14 protein-coding genes and 1 tRNA gene are annotated in these 19,405 nt (G+C 36.5%); 7 read left to right on the forward strand and 8 right to left on the reverse strand.

Features of this window, described 5'->3' with window-relative positions; genetic code table 11:
• Positions 1-390 precede the first annotated feature (390 nt).
• The gene (locus tag GQO39_RS01990) at positions 391-1,230 is read right to left on the reverse strand and encodes a DUF1460 domain-containing protein (protein ID WP_156850727.1); all 840 of its coding nucleotides are present in this window, start codon (positions 1,228-1,230) and stop codon (positions 391-393) included.
• A 529-nt stretch (positions 1,231-1,759) separates the two neighbouring features.
• Between GQO39_RS01990 and GQO39_RS01995 the strand changes: the two genes are divergently transcribed.
• On the forward strand, positions 1,760-2,989 hold the full coding sequence (locus GQO39_RS01995; protein WP_198039399.1) for an MFS transporter: 1,230 nt from the start codon (positions 1,760-1,762) through the stop codon (positions 2,987-2,989).
• Between the two features lie 167 nt (positions 2,990-3,156).
• Here the strand turns inward: GQO39_RS01995 and carA are convergent, their stop codons facing one another.
• On the reverse strand, positions 3,157-4,353 hold the full coding sequence (gene carA, locus GQO39_RS02000; RefSeq protein ID WP_156850728.1) for a glutamine-hydrolyzing carbamoyl-phosphate synthase small subunit: 1,197 nt from the start codon (positions 4,351-4,353) through the stop codon (positions 3,157-3,159).
• Between the two features lie 256 nt (positions 4,354-4,609).
• Between carA and GQO39_RS09080 the strand changes: the two genes are divergently transcribed.
• On the forward strand, positions 4,610-4,753 hold the full coding sequence (locus GQO39_RS09080) for a hypothetical protein (protein ID WP_246668503.1): 144 nt from the start codon (positions 4,610-4,612) through the stop codon (positions 4,751-4,753).
• An 835-nt stretch (positions 4,754-5,588) separates the two neighbouring features.
• On the opposite strand, the gene ubiC is transcribed toward GQO39_RS09080, so the two are convergent.
• The 4 genes from ubiC to GQO39_RS02025 form a co-directional block, all read right to left on the reverse strand.
• Positions 5,589-6,107, reverse strand: coding sequence for a chorismate lyase (gene ubiC / locus GQO39_RS02010; RefSeq protein WP_007553455.1), 519 nt, complete (start codon positions 6,105-6,107; stop codon positions 5,589-5,591).
• A 1,035-nt stretch (positions 6,108-7,142) separates the two neighbouring features.
• On the reverse strand, positions 7,143-7,394 hold the full coding sequence (locus GQO39_RS02015; RefSeq protein ID WP_007553453.1) for a GlsB/YeaQ/YmgE family stress response membrane protein: 252 nt from the start codon (positions 7,392-7,394) through the stop codon (positions 7,143-7,145).
• 602 nt (positions 7,395-7,996) lie between these two features.
• Positions 7,997-9,688: a Na/Pi cotransporter family protein gene (locus GQO39_RS02020; RefSeq protein ID WP_156850729.1), complete on the reverse strand. Its 1,692-nt coding sequence runs from the start codon at positions 9,686-9,688 to the stop codon at positions 7,997-7,999.
• 69 nt (positions 9,689-9,757) lie between these two features.
• Positions 9,758-10,975, reverse strand: coding sequence for a mechanosensitive ion channel family protein (locus GQO39_RS02025; protein ID WP_156850730.1), 1,218 nt, complete (start codon positions 10,973-10,975; stop codon positions 9,758-9,760).
• Between the two features lie 136 nt (positions 10,976-11,111).
• Between GQO39_RS02025 and dnaG the strand changes: the two genes are divergently transcribed.
• The 3 genes from dnaG to GQO39_RS02040 all read left to right on the forward strand — a co-directional run bounded on the left by dnaG (position 11,112) and on the right by GQO39_RS02040 (position 16,537).
• Positions 11,112-13,049, forward strand: coding sequence for a DNA primase (gene dnaG, locus GQO39_RS02030; protein ID WP_156850731.1), 1,938 nt, complete (start codon positions 11,112-11,114; stop codon positions 13,047-13,049).
• 347 nt (positions 13,050-13,396) lie between these two features.
• On the forward strand, positions 13,397-15,409 hold the full coding sequence (rpoD, locus tag GQO39_RS02035) for an RNA polymerase sigma factor RpoD (RefSeq protein ID WP_156850732.1): 2,013 nt from the start codon (positions 13,397-13,399) through the stop codon (positions 15,407-15,409).
• 666 nt (positions 15,410-16,075) lie between these two features.
• A complete protein-coding gene (locus GQO39_RS02040) occupies positions 16,076-16,537 on the forward strand; it encodes a YcgN family cysteine cluster protein (RefSeq protein ID WP_156850733.1) in 462 nt (153 codons plus the stop codon).
• A 49-nt stretch (positions 16,538-16,586) separates the two neighbouring features.
• Here GQO39_RS02040 and GQO39_RS02045 read toward each other — a convergent pair whose 3' ends face one another.
• On the reverse strand, positions 16,587-17,324 hold the full coding sequence (locus GQO39_RS02045; RefSeq protein ID WP_156850734.1) for an SIMPL domain-containing protein: 738 nt from the start codon (positions 17,322-17,324) through the stop codon (positions 16,587-16,589).
• 172 nt (positions 17,325-17,496) lie between these two features.
• On the opposite strand from GQO39_RS02045, the gene GQO39_RS02050 reads away from it, so the two are divergent.
• Positions 17,497-17,573, forward strand: a tRNA-Ile gene (locus tag GQO39_RS02050).
• Positions 17,574-18,741: 1,168 nt separating this feature from the next.
• Positions 18,742-18,924: a hypothetical protein gene (locus tag GQO39_RS09085; protein WP_156850735.1), complete on the forward strand. Its 183-nt coding sequence runs from the start codon at positions 18,742-18,744 to the stop codon at positions 18,922-18,924.
• Here the strand turns inward: GQO39_RS09085 and GQO39_RS02060 are convergent.
• A complete protein-coding gene (locus GQO39_RS02060) occupies positions 18,848-19,162 on the reverse strand; it encodes a helix-turn-helix domain-containing protein (protein WP_156850736.1) in 315 nt (104 codons plus the stop codon). The two genes, GQO39_RS09085 and GQO39_RS02060, sit on opposite strands and share 77 nt — an antisense overlap.
• Positions 19,163-19,405 lie beyond the last annotated feature (243 nt).

Raw genomic sequence — 19,405 nt, forward strand, 5'->3', positions numbered from 1 at the left:
ATTGAAAATCAATATCTTTTTTTGCTGTTCAACTTTAATATGCGTACGAGAGTGTGAGTTTAATAAGAAAACAATGATGTGTCAAAAAGTTAGAATGTCGAAGGTCTTGATAGCTAATTAAGCATAAGCAGTTATTTGCGGGTAAAAGGAACGTCGTGAAATAAAATGAGGCTTTTTATGTATAGTGGTGGGCCAATGCCTTCATCATTTTGCATTGCAGGGTAATTTTATGATCTCCAAATTAAAATTATCTGATGTCGCAATTAAAATCATGAACAAGAATGTTGTATCTGCATAAATTGCGTGAATTTGGATATTTATTTTGATGACTTAAATGCTGACTTGAGTACATTTTGATAATGTTGGGGATATTTCTATCCCCCGTATAGTTTATTGGAGAGCTCTTAAAACGACGATTCCTGGTGTTTTCACAACATAATCCATAAAAGGGGAATCCACGACTTTCTCATTTTCTTTTTTTGAAGAAGCATTTCGTAACATCGGGCCATTATCTGTCATGATAAAGAAACCCACATGGGATACATCCAATCCAGCAAGTTTGCTATAAATACCAATGAAATCACCAGTTTGTAAACGGCTTATAACCTCTTCATTAATAAAGTTACTTGGAATATATGTTATATTGCGTTTAACAACTGGTAGTCCAGGTAGGTAATTTCCACCATCAGCTTTTTTATTGAGATACTTTTCAGTGCTCACTGCATGAGGACTTAGCTGTGCGGTTATGTCATTGGCTTGTTTGTATTCTCTATAAGCCCAATCGGTGAAAAAGTGTTTCCGATTCAAAAAGTTAATATTCCCATCAACATAACGTGTTTTTATAACATTATTTATGAATTCTGTTTGTGATGTTGATTTCCGTAATGCTTCAACATAGTCCAGATAAGTAAAGCAATCTAAACCTCTAAAATCGATAATAAGTTTTTCTGGTATATTTTCTGTCCCATGTAACATATTTGCTTGGTAAGGTGTTCCTAGAAAAGCTTCGGATAGCGCGCTGATCATTTCTCTTCTCTCATGATCATTAACCTTCGAACGTTTTTCAAGAAGAGTATTTAGTTTATTTAAAGTATACGGATCTAGATTTATTTCGGATGTTTGTTGTATTTCCGTTTTGTTTTCTGGGTTATTCTTGTTCACAGTAGAATCTTGGATATCACATCCTGTAACCAAAGCTGAGGTTAACATTAATTGGAATATTCTTCGCATTTTATTCACCATTTTTATATTAAGAATGAGTCAACGAGTAATCACCGAAAATGATATTTTGCCGTTCTAATAAGCTTAGCGTTAAGTTGGCGATAACATATAACAAATTATAGACAAATATACAAAACTATTTAATTGAATAAGAATATATTTAATTGAATAATAATATATTTTGTGTATAAAGTTCGTAATTTATATTTAAACGTGATTAATACTAAAGTAACAATCTATAATTGTGTATATATATTTATTTTAGACATTAATGCTGTTTTTATATTAATATATTATATAAGCAGATTATTATGATAAAATTTGCGTTCATTAAATTTACGGAATCATTCTTGAAAATGGGAAGGGTGCTTTACAAAAATGCATTCAGTGCTGAGTATCAGATAAAATAAAAATTTGTAATATTTTTTTGGTTTTTTCTAAAATCTTTTATTTTAACAATAGTTTTTATCAGAAAAAATTATGCTATCTAGCGGTTTTTAACAAGAGGTAGGGTTTAGAAGATAGTAGGGAACACAATATGCATGCTATCAATGATCAAATACTTAATTCGCAGTTTATTCGCCGTGGGCTTATTTTAATTTTCATTACTTTGTTATTGGATACTATTGGTATTGCAATCGTTAGTCCTATTTTGCCCGACTATTTTGTTCAGTTGACAGGAAAGGGGATTAGTGAGGCTTCCATTAAGGGAGGAAAATTACTGGCAGCTTATTCAGTCATGCAATTTCTCTTTGCTCCTGTTATTGGAAATCTTTCTGATCGTTACGGACGCCGTCCTATTTTGCTTATCTCCATTATCATTTTTGCTATTTATAATTTTATATGTGCTATAGCATGGTGCTATTCTATAGTGTTTATTGGGCGTCTTTTAGTAGGGATGAGTGGTGCTAGTTTTGCAATCTGTACGGCTTATGTTGCTGATATATCCGATGACAGGACCCGCACGCGCAATTTTGGTTTGTTAGGAATTGCATCCGGATTGGGGTTTATTTTAGGCTCGTTTATCGGCGGTTTTTTAGGCCAATTTGGGCTACGTATTCCGTTTTATTTTGCCGCTTGTTTTTCATTCATTAATTTTATTTTTGCGTGGGCTATGCTTCCAGAAACTCTTTATATGCAGAATAGGCGCTCTTTTGATATTAAGCGTGCAACTCCTTTGGGTGCTCTTTTGCAATTCAGACAGTATCCAATGATTCTCTGGATGTTAGTAGTCTTTTTTCTTTATTGGTTTGCGGAATCTGTATGGCCAAGCATTTGGGCATTCATTGCTAAAGAACGCTATGGTTGGAATTCTTTGTCTATTGGATTATCGTATAGTTTTTTCGGGATAGGACAGATTATTGTCGTAGCTCTCGTTCTGCCCTATTTGTCTAAGCGATGGAGTAACTGGTGGATTGTGATGGTGGGGCTCCTTTTTGCGTCGGCTGGTGCGCTTGGATACACATTTGCAATACAAGGGTGGATGGTTTATTTGGTGTTTGTGTGTACAATGGGTGAGTATCTTGTTCAGGCACCTATGCGTGCTATTGCCTCAGCACAGGTGCCGCTAAATGCACAAGGAGAATTACAGGGAGCAATAGCCTCTATTTTTTCATTAAGCTTAATATTTGGCTCCATTTTTTATATGTTTCTCTTCGAACGATTTACACACGAAGGTGCGGTGTTTTATTTTTCTGGCGCACCTTTTGTCGGGAGTTTCTTTGTGCTTGTTGTTGCGATAATAGTTTTTGCTTTACGGGTACGCTAATCAGCTTAAAATGATAACTGGTCAGAGTTTTCTTGCTAAGACAATTCAAAAGGCAAAAATTTAATTCTATAAGTAAATTGAGCTGTTTTATTGCTGAAAAGCGATATGTTTGTGTGCAGAAAAAGGGTACAATTCGGGGAAGAATAACCAAAAGAAAAGCACTTTAATTACGCTATTTTTTTATAGTTCATAATAAGTTCGCTGAAATGTTTAAAGAGGTAGTAACTATCTTGTGGTCCGGGAGAAGCTTCAGGGTGATATTGAACAGAAAAAATTGGTTTTCCAATGATACGAATGCCACAGTTTGAACCATCAAAGAGGGAAATATGTGTTTCTTGAACATGGTGTGGTAAAGATGTAGCATCTACGGCAAAACCATGATTCATTGATACAATTTCGACTTTTCCTGTGTTAAGATCTTTGACAGGGTGGTTGGCGCCATGGTGTCCTTGATGCATTTTTACGGTTTTTGCGCCCATAGTAAGAGCGAGAAGTTGATGACCAAGACATATACCGAAAAGTGGTAAATTATGATCAATCAATGTTTTGATAGTTGGGATGGCATATTGGGCTGTAGCGGCTGGATCACCGGGGCCATTGGAAAGAAAAATACCATCAGGGTTCATTGCTAAAATTTCTTCTGCATTTGTGTGTGCAGGCACAACAGTAATGCGTGCATCTTGTGTGGCCATAAGACGAAGAATGTTACGCTTAATGCCATAGTCGATTGCAATGATATGAAGATTGTGTACACTATTTTCACTATATCCTTTATTCCATACCCATGGTTTTTCATTCCATTGCCTTAATGATTTTGATGTGACCTCTTTTGTAAGATCGAGATTGATGAGACCGAGCCATTTTTGTGCACGCTTCTTCAAAGAAGGGATATCAAAATTTCCCTGAGGATCATGCGCAATGATGGCATTTTGTGCACCTTTTTCACGGATAAGAATTGTCAACGCACGCGTATCAATACCGCAAAGTGCAATAATTTTACGTGCTTTAAGCCATTGATTAAGGTTTTCATTCGCTCGGTAGTTAGAGGGATTCGTAATATCTGCTTTAAAAATAGCGCCAACAGCACCATGACAATTCAAGGGTGTGAGATCTTCAATATCTTCGTTGTTTGTGCCTACATTTCCTATATGAGGAAAAGTGAAATTAATGATTTGTTGCGTATATGATGGGTCTGTAAGAATTTCCTCATAGCCTGTTATGGCGGTGTTGAAACACACTTCAGCTTCGGCAATACCCGTAGCACCTGCTCCTTTACCTTCAACGATTGTTCCATTGGCTAATACTAAGAGGGCTGTAGGTTTGCTTATACTCCATGGTTCGCAAGATGGGGTAATTTGTGTCATAGTGTGTGCCCACAATGTTATTTTCTGAAAGGTATAATGATCAACGCTACACAAAAGCACAACTATAACAGATGCTATGTATATTGTTCTTACAATGTTTCGCTTAAGGCAAGGAGTATAGGTCTATTCCATAAAGAGGTAAAGTCCTGTTTTTGGATTTTCAAAAATATAGTGTTCATTATTCTGTATCGTGCATAGTAAAATGTGTAAGGAATGATGAAAAACTGTTTTTTGTTTGAACAAATTGGGGCAATCTGTGTTGCGTGCTCAAATTGATATGGTACTCAAAACTGCTTTAAAGATGCAAGATAGCGCGCGTTTTTCTACACTTTTTTTAATGTATGCTGCGGTTAAGGATCATGGCACTCTTTGTTTTGATGAAGAGAAGCTAGAAGTGTAGTATCATCAGATACAGTCTATTTTCATTAGAATACTTCAACAGCATGAGGAGATAACGCTCATTTATAAAGAACTTGGTTGTTTAGCTCTGATAGGGGAATAGTCGGAAATGGAAGTTATTCGTGAATCTCTTTCCTTATCAGTTTGATGAGAAGGAAGTTAAGCAGGCTTTTCAGAACAAACAAAAGCTGAAAGATTACGTGATATCGGTCAGCTTATAACATGGCTCAAGGAATGTTACGCGGGGCAAATAGTTTTTTCTAAAGTTTGTAGTAGCTTTCGTGAAAAATTGAGATAAACCGTATCCATTTGCTAAAGATATCTGAAAGTTATTTTTTACCAGTAGCTTGCTCAGAGCAGAGAGAGTACGAAGACAATAGTAGTAATACTCTTATTTCATAAAAGTTAGCACGAAAGAATATTTTTTTGAGATAAATAAGTCGGTATTTTAACTTTTCTAAAAAAGATTTATAGTTTTCAATCCCAACAAGCTTTTTGAGAAAATAAGGTGGTTAAGAAAAAACTGCCTTAAAATTTTTATAGGAGCATGTCGTTGCTTTTTTTGATGTTCCAAAGCATTCATTATTGAGTGCTACCGTCTTTTCAAGAGTGATTACTATTCTACAGGTAATTTAAATGAGATGATTTTGTTATCATGGAGCGTAGCTTCAAAGTATAAAGGAAAGTTTGTGTTATATTTGAAGGGTTGTAATGAAAAGAAACTCTCATTTGTAATATGCTGTTGAGGTAATCTTGAAAAATTTATTCTCTCACCCCGAAAAGGTATATAAGAATCAATTTGTTTCTTATATTGGGAGGAGTATGGCCTCTTTCATTTATGCGGAGTTTGTTGTGTAAAGCGGTGAAGCTGTTAAAAATAGCTCGGTTAGCAACAATGGTTTTCCTGTTAAACGCAAACGAGAACGACGTGCCCACAATGCACCTTGTTGGCCCATGTGGATGTAATCACGTGTCAATCTACCACTGTTAAATAAATAGTGCCCTAATGGTACAGCGCCCAAATGCATGAGTGCTTGATTGTGTGCGAATAGGGTTTCTTGGGGGATTACAGTACGCCCAAGAAGCCAGGGCTGATCATCTCCCATCAGTATGACTTCGCGTAGCCAATAACGTGCACTCTTGGGAAGATGTTCTGCTTCTTCTTGCAGTTTGTTATGTGTAATAAAACATTCACGCTGGGGTTCGATACGTAAGTGAGTACAGTGGTTTTGTAATCGGAGTGTCATTGAGCCCGTTTCCATGAGCCAATCACGGACGTTTTCTGGTACTGGAGGATTTTGGTCAGAAAGCCACTTTAAAGGTGGCAAGATGGAATCTCTAGGATCAGACATCATTCACTCTACATCCAAAATCGCATCCCGTATACTGTGCCAGATGATATAAATAGGTATCTCTATTGTAATGCGGGAATGCAAAGTCAGCAAGATTTTAAATGAGAGCGTGTACAAAGAAATTTACTGTAGAGGTAATTAAAAAATGGTATGCAAAAATACATCATGGGTTGATTTTGCATTAGAAAAGATCAAAATCATTAGAAGGTAAAAATAATGTACAGCGATTTAAATCAAGCTCTTTCATACAATGTGTTCTGAAATTTTCTTGATAGAAATGGAGCATGGAGTAAAGCGTTTCGTACTTTAAAATTTGTTTGTGATGCACATAAAAAGAGATGAAGAGTTTACTTATGCGAGAAGGCTTAAAGAAGAAATATGAGAAGTAGGGGAGAGCTTATTTAATAGTTTAGAAAATGAAGAGATACTCAAACTATGTAAACTTAGATGTAAAGGTGGTAGAATTATTTATAATACAGAAACTCATTTAAATGATTTAGAAAAGGTGAAAATGAATCAAATAACGAGCTATGAAATAGCTCCTATAATTAAAGATAAAAATGATAAAATATGTTATTATTCTCCTGTATCTACTGTATCAGTACAAGCAGAGTGCATTTTAAAAAGTTAAAATTATTATATTTATGAAAGTATTAGGTATGTAAGAGCTGAGTCACAAAATTAGCAAGCTTATGTAAAACAATTTTTAGAGATCATGATGAGAGTAGAATAGATTATGTCTTACAAGTAGTGTCTCAAGATCTAATCCCTACTTTGATTTTTCGGGATTAAGTAATCATGAAAACAACGTCGCCATCTTTGCCGGTATAAATAGATTGCAGACACTGGTAGGAGGCGGTAAGTTATAAAAATCTTTGTCGTTTTTAGTGTTAACGATGGAAGGATGGAGATGCAAAAAAATCGTGATTTAAATATCCTACCACCCTTCCACAACTGTTTATAATATTTAAGGCTATGGTGGAAATATTTTAACAGTTTCATTTGCACCAAAGATGTTTTAAAAAATGAATAAGTCTCCTACGATCTAACTTTTCGTCCTATCCATATGAGAATGCAAGCTCCTATAAAACCTGAAATAAGATAGCCAAGCCAACCAGCAAAGCTCACACCTAAAAGGCCAAAAAGAAAGCTGGCTAATGCGGCTCCAATAATTCCTAAAATAATGTTTAGAAACACTCCCGTTTGGCTTTTCATAAGATACTGTGCAGCTAAGCCTGCAAGTCCGCCGATGATAATAGCTGCAATCCAGCCGATGTTTGCGTCTTCCATGATACTCTCCTTTGCCTGTTTTAATTAGGATAAGCTTTGTAAAGGTCAAGCCTTGCTTTTTGCTCGAACGGAGGATATTGCTGGTGGAACTTTGCTACTTTTTACTTCAATGATTTTCAACTAACACAAACACTCTATGCGTGGAGCATTATATTTATAAAATCACAAATACACACGATTTATTCTATGTATCAAAAATTGTTGAAGTTAGCAACCATTTTATGTAAGAAAAATAGTAGCTATAAAATTATTATTAGAGAATTAAAAGTATATTTATTACAAAGTGCTATAAAAAGCTTTAAAAAAATAAACTTATATTAATAATGTAACAAATAAATTTTACAATACAGTATAAATTTTGTTTGATATGATGTTGAAAAACGTTTTTTTAACTCTTTAAAAAATGTTTGTGTAGATTGAATCTGTAAGACATTAGTATAATCGTTGCAATTCGACTGATATTTGCATTTATCATGGTATACTTCTTACTTTGATGATGCTATAGAGTGGTACACGTTTTATAAGGATATTTGACCAAAACATCCGAATATTTAAAACCTCATGGTTAATGTGGTTTATTCATTGATCAAGTTTTCTTTAAGTCAAGATTTGGCTGTTTGTTGTTCAGTAGGATTACACAAGCGGGAACTTTGGAGAAGTCCCTGTGCTTCTAAAATTGGGTAGATCATTGAGGTTAAAAGGGAATTAATCTGTTTCAAATCACGCACAGTGTCAAGGTGAAGGCTGGACGATTCTACGTTTTTGAGATCACTTTCACGAAGGCGTTTAAAATGTTTTAAGCTCATCTCTTTTTCTAAATTTCGGAGCTGATCTTTTTTTTGCACCAATAAGTGCGCAGTGTGTGTATCACGCGAAACAAGAACATTAAATGCGATGTGTGCATTGGCTAGGACAATAGCGTGGAAACGAAGGAGGTCACTCCATCCGTCACTGCTGAATTGTAGGCCTTTTTGTTGTTTCTTTTTTACCAGCATAAGCATATTATGAATAATGATATCTCCTGCTTGATCCAATTTTATACAGGCGCCGAGAAGTTCTTGTGTTTGAAGGGCTTCTTCATCAGACAATTTCTGTCCAGCTAATCGTGCGAGATACAGCTTGATTGCAATATGCTTTTTATCCAATATGGTGTTCAGTTGGTTAAGCTCTCGGATAATATCGGGATCAGGTTTTTCATAAAGTCCCATAATTTTTTCTAGCATGATATCCACAAGATCACAAATATGGATGACTTCGCGCATGACATTAGAAAGTGCTAAAGTTGGGCGATCAAGAACGCTATCATCAAGAGCTGTTTGATCAGATAAATTAAGCGTTTTATCGGTTTGCGTTTTTTTTGTACTTACATAGACGAGTTTCGTGGTCAGTTTTAAAATCCATTTTGAGAGTGGTATTCCAGCAAGCAGAATGAAAACGTTAAAAATGATATGGGCATTGATAACTTGAGTAGAGGCGTTATTGCCTAGCCATGTGATTGGTGGTTGAAAGAAGAGAAATAAGATAAGGACAAGGATTGAACCAGCTCCACGCATGAGTAAATTTCCCAAAGGAACGAGGCGGGTATTAGGAGAAGCGTTGCGTGTTAAAAGCGGTGCTATAAGAGAAGAACCAAAGTTGACGCCAAGAACCATTACAACACATAGTTGAGCGTGGATAAGATCATAATTGGCGAAATTGACCAGCAAAATTATTCCTGCAATAGATGAGTGCAAGAGGTAAGTTAATGCGGCTGCTAACAAAAAAGTAGACACGGAATCTGTTGAAAGATAATCAATAATGCTAGGTAAAATCGCGCTGTCTCGTAAAGGCTCAGTGGCTGTGCTTATCATTTGTAAAGACAAAATCAAAAGGCCAATACCGATGACAATGCGTCCTATTTGACGCCAATCACGTTTTTCAGTTGTCATGAAGATAAAAGTGCCAATTAAGAGGCAAAGTGGCACAACGATAGTGAGGTCATAGGAAAGAATTTTAACAACTAATGCTGATCCTAATTCTCCACCACGCACTGCCATAAGTCCTGTTAATCGAGAGACAACACCGGACTCAACAAAAGAGCCAACAAGGAGTGTTATTGCTGTAGAGCTTTGTAAAATCATTGCTGTAAGAAGTCCAAAACTTACAGCAAAAAATGGTTTCGAAATGACGTGACGCATTTTGTATTTAAGTTTGTCACCATAGGCACGTTCAACCCCTGTGCGTACCATGCGTGTGGCCCAAAGAAGTAAAGAAATAGCACCTGCAAGATGAAGGAGCACCAACGAACCGTTCATGATACTTTTTCTTTCTTTGTTGTTATGAATACGGTTGATTCAAAAATTGACTAATTGAAACTTATAGTTTTACTTTGCTTTTGCTTTTAATACATGATTAAAATCGTAGCCGCTTGGATTTTGAAAAATCTTTAGACCAAAGCTAGGAAGAATGGAATAAAGGTGGTCAAAAATATCAGCTTGAATTTGTTCATATTCTAGCCAAACGGTTGTATTAGTAAAGCAGTAGATTTCTAGGGGTAGACCATTTGGTGTAGGAGGTAATTGTCGCGTCATCAGGGTCATGTCTTGTTCGATGTTTAGATGTTGTTGTAGATAAGCGCAGACATAAGCACGGAAAGTTCCAATATTGGTTAAACGGCGGGTGTTGGCTAATACATCATGATTTTTATCCAATTGAGCGTTCCATTCATTAATTTCAGGTATTTTTTGCGTGAAATAATTTTCTAACAAATTAAATCGAGAAAGATATTCTTTTTCTTCTTCTGTGTGAAAACGGATGCTTGATTGGTCAATGAAGAGGGATCGTTTGATACGCCGTCCACCAGATTCTTCCATTCCACGCCAATTCTTAAAAGGGTCAGTCACCAGTTTACGGATAGGCACGGTAGTGATTGTTTTATCGAAATTTTGAATTTTTACGGTATGAAGTGCAATTTCAATAACATCACCATCTGCACCAAGATTGGGTATTTCAATCCAATCACCGACACGGACCATATCGGTGGATGAAATTTGGATGCCTGCAACAAGTGAAAGCAGCGTGTCTTGAAAAATCAACATAAGGACAGCGGCCATAGCACCAAGTCCAGAGAAGAGAATAAGAGGCGAGCGGTCAATCAATGTGGCTACCATTAAAACTGTGGCGACAGCAAAAAGTGCAATTTTAGCGATTTGAATGTAACCTTTTATTGGTTTTAGTCGCGCTGTTGGCCGTTGTTCGTAAATGATATTAATGACATTGAGAAGAGCGGAAATTGTTAGTGCAATAACAAAAATAATGAACGCGTTAGCAACATTGCTTATAATAGTGCTGAGTGTATCAGGCAATGTTGGGATAAAATCAACACCTATTGAAAGAATATAAGCTGAAACAATATTCGCCATGTACTGAATGGTGTTTCCTATATCGGTGGTTGTGTTCTTGGGTAGGAAAGAAGCGAGCTTTTTTACTCCGTGAATGAATAATTTGCGTGCTAAGAAGTTAACTAAAAGCGCAACAAAGATAAGAATAATGAGCCAACCAAGAGTCTTTAACCACGGATGTTGAACAATGAACTCTATCACTTTTTTTACTCTCCATTTCTAAAATTATATGCAGTCGAACCTTTAAAATTTTTCAATCGCTTAAAAGGAAGTATTGGAATTATGCTCTAAAGTCGTTAAATATGCAAAAAAGAATTTCAAAACTCTGTGAGAGATAATGCGTTTTCCGCCTGATTTCCTTGATGAGCTCCGCACCAAATTACCAATTTCGACAGTTATTGGTCAAAGGGTCATCTTTGACCCTCGGAAAAGTAAACCTTCGCGAGGAGATTTTTGGTGTTGTTGTCCATTTCATGGTGAAAAAACACCAAGTTTTCATTGTGATGATCGTAAAGGTCGTTATTATTGTTTTGGCTGTGGTGTAAGTGGTGATATTTTTACTTTTCTGTGTGAGCTTGATGGATTGCACTTTTCAGAAAGTGTAGAGCGTTTGGCTGATTTTGCGGGAATAAAATTACCCCTTTTTGATCCACAAAGCCATAAACGTCAAATTGAAAAGGCTGATCTTTATGACGTTATGAGAATAGCTACGGATTTTTTTCAACACAGTTTACACAGTAAAGAAGGTATGCAGGCGCGTCGTTATCTTGAAGCGCGTGGTGTTACGCCAAAACTTGTAGAGCGTTTTCGGATTGGTTTTGCTTCCATGAGGCGTACAGCTTTGAGAGAAGCTTTAAGTGCGCGCGGTGTTTCAATAAAACAAATGGAAGATTGTGGACTTCTAAAAGTGGGTGAAAATGATACGGTTTTCTATGATCGATTTAGAAATCGTATTATGTTTCCTATTGAAGACTTACGTGGTCGTGTAGTGGCTTTTGGAGGGCGTGCATTAGATAAAGATACGCCGGCTAAATATCTCAATAGCCCTGAAACAGTGCTATTTCATAAAGGAAATATGCTTTATAATGCAGCAGCAGCTCGCAAAAATAGCCGCTTCGTTGGTGATGAAAAAATCCATTCACTCCTAGTTGTTGAGGGGTATATGGATGTGATTGCGTTGACTAAAGCTGGTTTTGAAAGAGCGGTAGCCCCTTTGGGGACGGCATTAACTGAAGCGCAAATTACGCTTTTATGGCAGATGGGGACTGATCCCATTTTGTGCTTTGATGGAGATAACGCTGGTTTAAAAGCTGCCTTTCGTGTTGCTGATCGTGTGCTGCCCCTTTTAAAAGCAGGGGTTTCTGTGCGCTTTGTTTTGTTACCACAAGGTAAAGATCCAGATGAAATTATTTCTACTGGTGGTGCACAACTTTTTTCTTCTTTTTTGCAAAAAGCAATCCCGTTGATTGAGCTTTTGTGGTGGCATGCTACTCATGGAAAGAATTTTGAAACTCCGGAGGCACGAGCAACGTTAGAAAAACAACTGAAACAGCAAATTTTTACGATTAAGGATGAAGGTATACGCCGTTATTATTTGCAAGATATAAAAAAAAGACTTTTTGATTTTTTTCGTCCTTCATTTTCTAAAAAAAAAGCTGCTGGACAATATTATCAACCTTCTCAAAACAGGATATTTAAAGATCAATCTTTTTCTATTTTGGCAAATTCTGATATAGTACGCAATTCTTCGCAATCTATTCCTGTGCGTGAGGCTGTTATTTTATTGATTTTGGCTTACTATCCTGAGTTATGGTATGAAAATTTTGAAGTTCTTGCTGAGTTGGAATTACAAAACACTCAATTGGTGTGCTTTCATCGATCCATGTTGGAAATTCTTGGGAATCAGCAACTTCATGATAAGGAGACAATGATTGCGCTTTTAGAAGGAAAAGGGCAAAAGGCTCTCTTAGAGCGTATGAAATGTCTTGTGCAAAATATTGGTATGCGTACTGTTTTTGTCGGAGCTCCTATAGGAGATGCTCGTGCTGTATTAAAACAGGCCATCTACTTGCATCTTCAAGAACACCACCTACATAAGAGACTACAAGATATTGAAGAACAACTCGTAGAAAATCCTAATAGCGAGGTCTTCGTTTTGCTCCGTGAGATAAAAAGTGAGCTGGAGCAGATGCAAGCGGTAGAAGCGTTAATTGAAGGATTTGGAAGTTGGTTGGATGAAAAAATAGATAAGAATAAGCGAGATACGATAAAATGATTCGCTTTTTTTATGCGAATCAGTCACCTAAGGCTTAAGATAAGGAAGTTTATGTAGAGCGACATTTTTACAAAGAATGACGATTGGATTTTTGAAAAAGCGGGAAAGTGGTTCTTATTGTATGCTGCGGGGATTATCTCAGAAAAGCTGAGAGGTGTCAGGGAAACTTCTGGAGTTTTCCCGCGTTTTTGTGTGAAAGAAGGGCGTGTACGGAATGTATCCTTTCCGATAGCAATAGTAATCTTCTCTCAGAGGAAGTATATATGAGGAATTGTTGATCAGTTAGGTGAGAAACACAAAAAAGTTGATCACGTAGAAGCTGCGTAGTGATCAAGTGGAGTTATGGTATGGCAACAAAGGTTGAACAGAAAGATAATGTAGAAGCAATAAGCCAAGCGAGTTTGGATAATCCTCTTCTTGATTTTTCTGATGATGCCATCAAAAAAATGGTTAAACTTGCCAAAAAAAATGGTTATGTGACAATGGATGAGCTGAATGCAGTTCTTCCTTCCGATGAGGTTACATCCGAACAAATTGAAGATATCTTGGCGATGTTCTCCGAGATGGGGATTAATGTCGTGGATGATGAAGATGAAGTCGAGTCTGTACGTTATGAAGAAGAGGTTGCGGTAGAGGGTGGTGATTTAGTAGAGGCTTCTAGCCATGCGATTGCAACGACAACTAATAAGCGTGAGGTGACAGATCGTACTGATGATCCTGTGCGTATGTATTTACGTGAGATGGGAGCTGTTGAACTGCTTTCGCGGGAAGGTGAAATTGCCATTGCTAAACGTATTGAGGCAGGGCGTGAAACAATGATCGCAGGACTTTGTGAGAGTCCTTTGACTTTTCAGGCTCTCATTATTTGGCGTGAGGAATTGAAAGAGCAGCGTATTCTTCTTCGTGAAATTATTGATCTTGAAATGACCTATGCTGGTCCAGAAGCTAAGCAAGCTCCACTTGTTGAGCGAAGTGAAATTGATACGATAAAAGAGGAAAAGACGTCTTCAGGTACGCGTAATATGGAGGGGATTATAGGCAATAGAAGTGCTGAAGATGATGAAGAAGACGAGGATGAGGTTAACTTATCACTTGCTGCAATGGAAAACGAACTATGTCCTCAAGTCATGGAAACATTAGATTTTATTGCACAAACCTATGTAAAATTGCGAAAATTACAAGATCAGCACGTTGAGAGTAGTTTGGCAGAGCGTAAAGAAGGTGCTCTTTCACCTGCTCAGAGAAAAAAATACATTCAATTAAAGAGCGAGTTGATTCAAGCAGTGAAATCTCTCTCTTTGAATCAAAATCGTATCGAAGCTTTAGTTGAACAGCTTTATGATATCAATAAGAGATTGATTCATAATGAAGGTAAGTTGAAACGGATCGCCAACAGTTATGGCATTGGTCATGAGGATTTTTTAAAAGAATACCAAGGTCGTGAATTGGATGCAGATTGGATGAATTATATTGCGACTTTGCCAAGTCCTGGCTGGCAAGAATTTTCAATGCGTGAAGCAAAAGAAATTCGACGTTTGCGTAGCGAAATACAAAATCTTGCTCAAGAAACTGCCATTTCGATTGGAGAATTTCGTCGGATTGTTACGCAGGTGCAGAAAGGTGAACGCGAATCAACGATTGCTAAAAAGGAAATGGTGGAAGCTAATCTGCGTCTTGTGATTTCAATTGCAAAAAAGTATACTAATCGTGGGCTGCAGTTTCTTGATCTTATCCAAGAAGGCAACATCGGTTTGATGAAAGCCGTGGATAAGTTTGAATATCGGCGTGGGTACAAATTTTCAACTTATGCAACGTGGTGGATTCGTCAGGCAATTACACGTTCAATTGCTGATCAGGCACGTACTATTCGTATTCCTGTGCATATGATTGAAACAATTAACAAAATTGTTCGTACATCCCGCCAGATTTTACATGAAATTGGACGTGAACCCACACCAGAAGAATTATCTAGCAAGCTTTCTATGCCGTTAGAAAAAGTGCGAAAGGTCCTTAAAATTGCAAAAGAACCTATTTCGCTTGAGACGCCTGTTGGTGATGAAGATGATTCCCATTTGGGTGATTTTATTGAGGACAGGAATGCATTATTGCCTATTGATGCAGCTATTCAAGCTAATTTGCGGGAGACAACGACTCGCGTACTTGCTTCATTAACGCCACGTGAAGAGCGTGTTTTGCGAATGCGTTTTGGTATAGGGATGAATACTGATCATACGCTGGAGGAAGTTGGTCAACAATTTTCAGTCACGCGGGAGCGTATCCGTCAAATTGAAGCAAAGGCGCTTCGTAAATTGAAGCATCCGAGCCGTTCACGCAAATTGCGTAGTTTTCTCGATTCTTAAATAAGAGGATTTGTACATTTTCAAAGATGCCTCTTTTTTTGATGCATGTGAGGGAAAGACATATTATGTAGTTCTTAAGAGCTTTTTTGAGAAAATTGCAAAGCAGGTGTTGAATTCTATATAGAATCTGCAGTGTTCGGTGTTTCTCTTAGCTTTGATATCTGTGCTACTCTCTATGAAAATGACAGATATGTGGTGATTTCTCAACGGAATGAATGATATCTAAAGCATTAACCTGTATGTAGCTGTAAGTTTATTAAGAGATGTGATATTTTAAGAGTGGTTTATTTGGGGTGAATCAACTTTTTGATAACAAAGGTGCATTTTTTTGTACCACAGTGCCGTTTACACAAGCAATTTACGTAGTGCTGTGGGAGTTTGAAGTTTCCATTCTAATTATGTTGTTGTTTTAGATTATAAGATATTTGAAATTGCGCGTTTTATTATTTTTTGTGTTCGCTCATAATGGAGCTTTTGATACATTCATGTGAGATGTTTACTAAAGATAGAGTACATCTTTATTGAATTTGTTTTAAAAAGATCGTCTTGAGGCAATGTAGTGGATTTGGTGTTTTTTAAGAAACAAAAATCTATGAAATTGTAAAAACTAAATTTTATTTATCTCATTTTAAGAGATTTTTTTATTTAACAAATATGGTCGATTTTATGTGTAAGGAAATTCCTTTTTGGCAAGTGAAAAAACTAGAAGAAATTTCCATTTCTGAATGGGAGAGCCTCTGTGATGGCTGTGGGTGTTGTTGTTTGCACAAAATAGAAGATGATGATACTGGTGATATCTATGCAACTAGTGTTGCTTGTCGTCTTTTAGATGAGAAAACTTGTCAGTGTCGGGACTATGTTCATCGCAAATCAATTGTTCCAAACTGTATATCGTTGGATGTTGCAACTGTTAAAACAGCTCGTTGGCTTCCAGAAAATTGTGCTTATCGGTTGATTAATGAGGGAAAAGACCTTCCATGGTGGCATCCACTGGTGTCAGGAGATTGGCAGACGGTGCATCAAACACAATTTTCTGCGCGTGGACAGATAGAAATTTATGAAGATGAATTATTATCTGAAGAAGCGTATATCCATTATATTACCGGTCTTCTTTGTGAAGGCCGGTAATATAATCTTTTTGCGCAATAATTTGCCATGATTGATAAGATTGTACGACTTAGTCTATAGTAAATACTACAGTAACACTGACGTTATAGCCCAACTCTCCTCCTGAAAAATTTGTATCGGCGTAACTTGCACGGGTTGCACTGCTCATAAGGCGTGGACTTGGATAATAATCATCATTATTTTCATTGATTTCAATGATTTTTCCTAATTTTAAATTTGCTGCTTGTGCTATAGTTTCAGCTTTTTCAATGGCTCTAGTGATAGCTTTTTTACGTGCTTCTTGATAAAATGGCTTTGTATCAGCGTTGGTAAAAGTAATGCCATTAACTGAGTTAACGCCGAGCGTTACTGCTTGATCAAATATTTTACCAGCATTGGCAAGATCACGAATACGCACTGTTAAAGAATTTGAAACATGATATAGTTTTTCATTGTTCTTTTTTTCGTGATGTTTGTCGGGGTTGGATTGATAAATAGATAAGCCGGATGTTTGTAAATCATTTGCTTGGATGCCATTGCTCTTAAAAGCATTTACAATATCATTCATAGATTTATTATTGGCTGCTAATGCTTTTTGGGCAGTTTTGTCATTTGTAACAACGGCTAAGTTGATAATCGCCATATCCGGTGCTGCTTGGCTTTCGCCAGTTGCAGTAACTCTAATAGTTGCGTTTTTTATTTTGCTTTCTCCAGCATGCATGGGGAGTGAGCTGGCTAGCAATGCGAGTGCTATCATAATTGTTTTAACTTTATAATGATTCAACGGTTGGAAAATTATCTTTATCATATCTATTCCTTTATATTTGTTAGTTCACTACTTTCTCATTTTTGGGAGTTCTTGTAAAGAAATTAGGGCACTGAGAAAAAAACCGATAGAAAAAGGAGAAAAAGATGGGCTATAATTCAGGTAGGCTCTTGTATCATGGAGCGTTTTAGTTTAGAGAAAAGCGATCTGTGTGGGGCCTGTAGCTCAATTGGTTAGAGCCAGCGGCTCATAACCGCTTGGTTGGGGGTTCGAGTCCCTCCGGGCCCACCATTAAATAAAATAATATTATATAATGAAGTCTTCAGATTTGTCTCTTTAGTTTATTCTGAAGTTTTTTGGTCGTTCTATTTTTGGTCGTTCTATTTTAAGCGGTCTTCTATCTAATTTTTGTATAGAGTGATACCATGTTTTCTTCAGTATAGCTAAAAAGACTTTCATTTATGACATTGTAGTATCTGAGCGTATCGCTGTTCATCTTATTTAATTCATGTGTTAGTTTTTAAATTTCTACTGCATTACATTTTTCACGAAACAGAGTGCTAAAATTTTTTATGAGAGTTTATTTCTGCTTTTCTCACAAATGAATGCTTTATCACACTAAGACTAATTTTAAGGGGGCATTAGTTTAAGTAGAATCAAAAGAAAAATATCTGTTTTAAATGAATGGTATTATCTGTTACGTCTTTTGGGATGATCCTAACTGCACTATCACGATGCAAGCTTGTACAAAAAATGTAGTTCATAGATGTTATGTGTATCATGTAATCAGTGATGATAACATTTGTTGATGCTTTCTTTTTACAAGTTGAGATTCTTTTTTCTTTTGGTAAATGTTGTGCAATTTATGTGCGGAGATCATTAGGGCGTGGCCCATTGTATCTTTTTAAGTATTGCATTTTTGTTCATGCTAGATCTCTCTGCCGGTATTTCAAGGATGCTTTCACAGGGAAAGTGCCTTTCTTTGAAAGGTATATTATAGCGTTTTAGGCAACACTGCTGTTCATAAGAGCTATACAATATTGCATTGTTATGTTCTTGTTTTGTGATATTGTTTAAAAACATAGATAGTGCTGTGTAGAATAGAATTGTGATGTATTATTTCTTTCAAAATAAGCTTTTTGTATTCTCTCACGTAAAGTTCAGCAACGTCTTTAGAGGTATTTTCACGTAGATTAATTATTGGTTCGAATCGCAAAATTTTCATAACGTTATTAGCGTTATTGATAAAAGTGATGATACCAGTTTTTTCATAAAAAGGTCTGGAACGTGTGATGTCTTTTATTTCATAATGGTACATAATTAACAGAATTTCATCTGATTTTATAAAACCAGTTTGTATACAACTGCTGACATACGGCCTATTGCAAATATTTTTCTAAGGTATGGGGTATATGTAAACGTTTTGGCGTTATATAGTTTGACTGCATGGAGTATAGCTATGAAGAATGACAAAAAATTTGAGGTTACTTTATCTGATATTATCGTGAAATGGGAGGCTTTATCTACAGCTCAAAAAAAAGAAATATTGAAAATAGTAGAAACCTCTACAAATTCTGATCAGTCAACAGAATATTTAAAGCTTCAATCTTCTTTTTATCTCCAGACGAAATCAAAGCTATGAGTTTTAAATCTTCATCGGAGATGTTAAAACCAGTTATTACATATATGGCACTAGCATTTCCGAGTGTGTTGAGAATAGCCATAAGTTTGTCTACAGAGGGTCTTTTCCCCCCGTTTATCATTTGTTGTACGTAGTTTTGTCCACAGCCTGCAGCTTTGCTTATTTCAATCATCGTGCGTCCATCACTTTTTATTAACTCAATTAAGCGTTGAAACCAATCTTTTTCAGTCTTTTTCATTTTTAGACCTTTACACATTTACGCTATAGCGTTAATATTGCGCTGCGAATCCAGAATATATGATACAAGGAGCGTCAAAATATCCATGCGTAGCTTTTCGCTTATGAAGGATATAGAGTTGTTTTTAACTAATAACAAAATGTCCGCATACACTTTCAGATTCGAATCAATAAAAAATGGTTGCTTAGTTCCACGGTTGTGACAGGGTGGACGCGTATAACCAGAGACGGAGATACACTTGGT

The sequence above is a fragment of the Bartonella refiksaydamii genome (assembly GCF_902652675.1).
In the GTDB taxonomy this organism is placed as follows: Bacteria; Pseudomonadota; Alphaproteobacteria; order Rhizobiales; family Rhizobiaceae; genus Bartonella; species Bartonella refiksaydamii.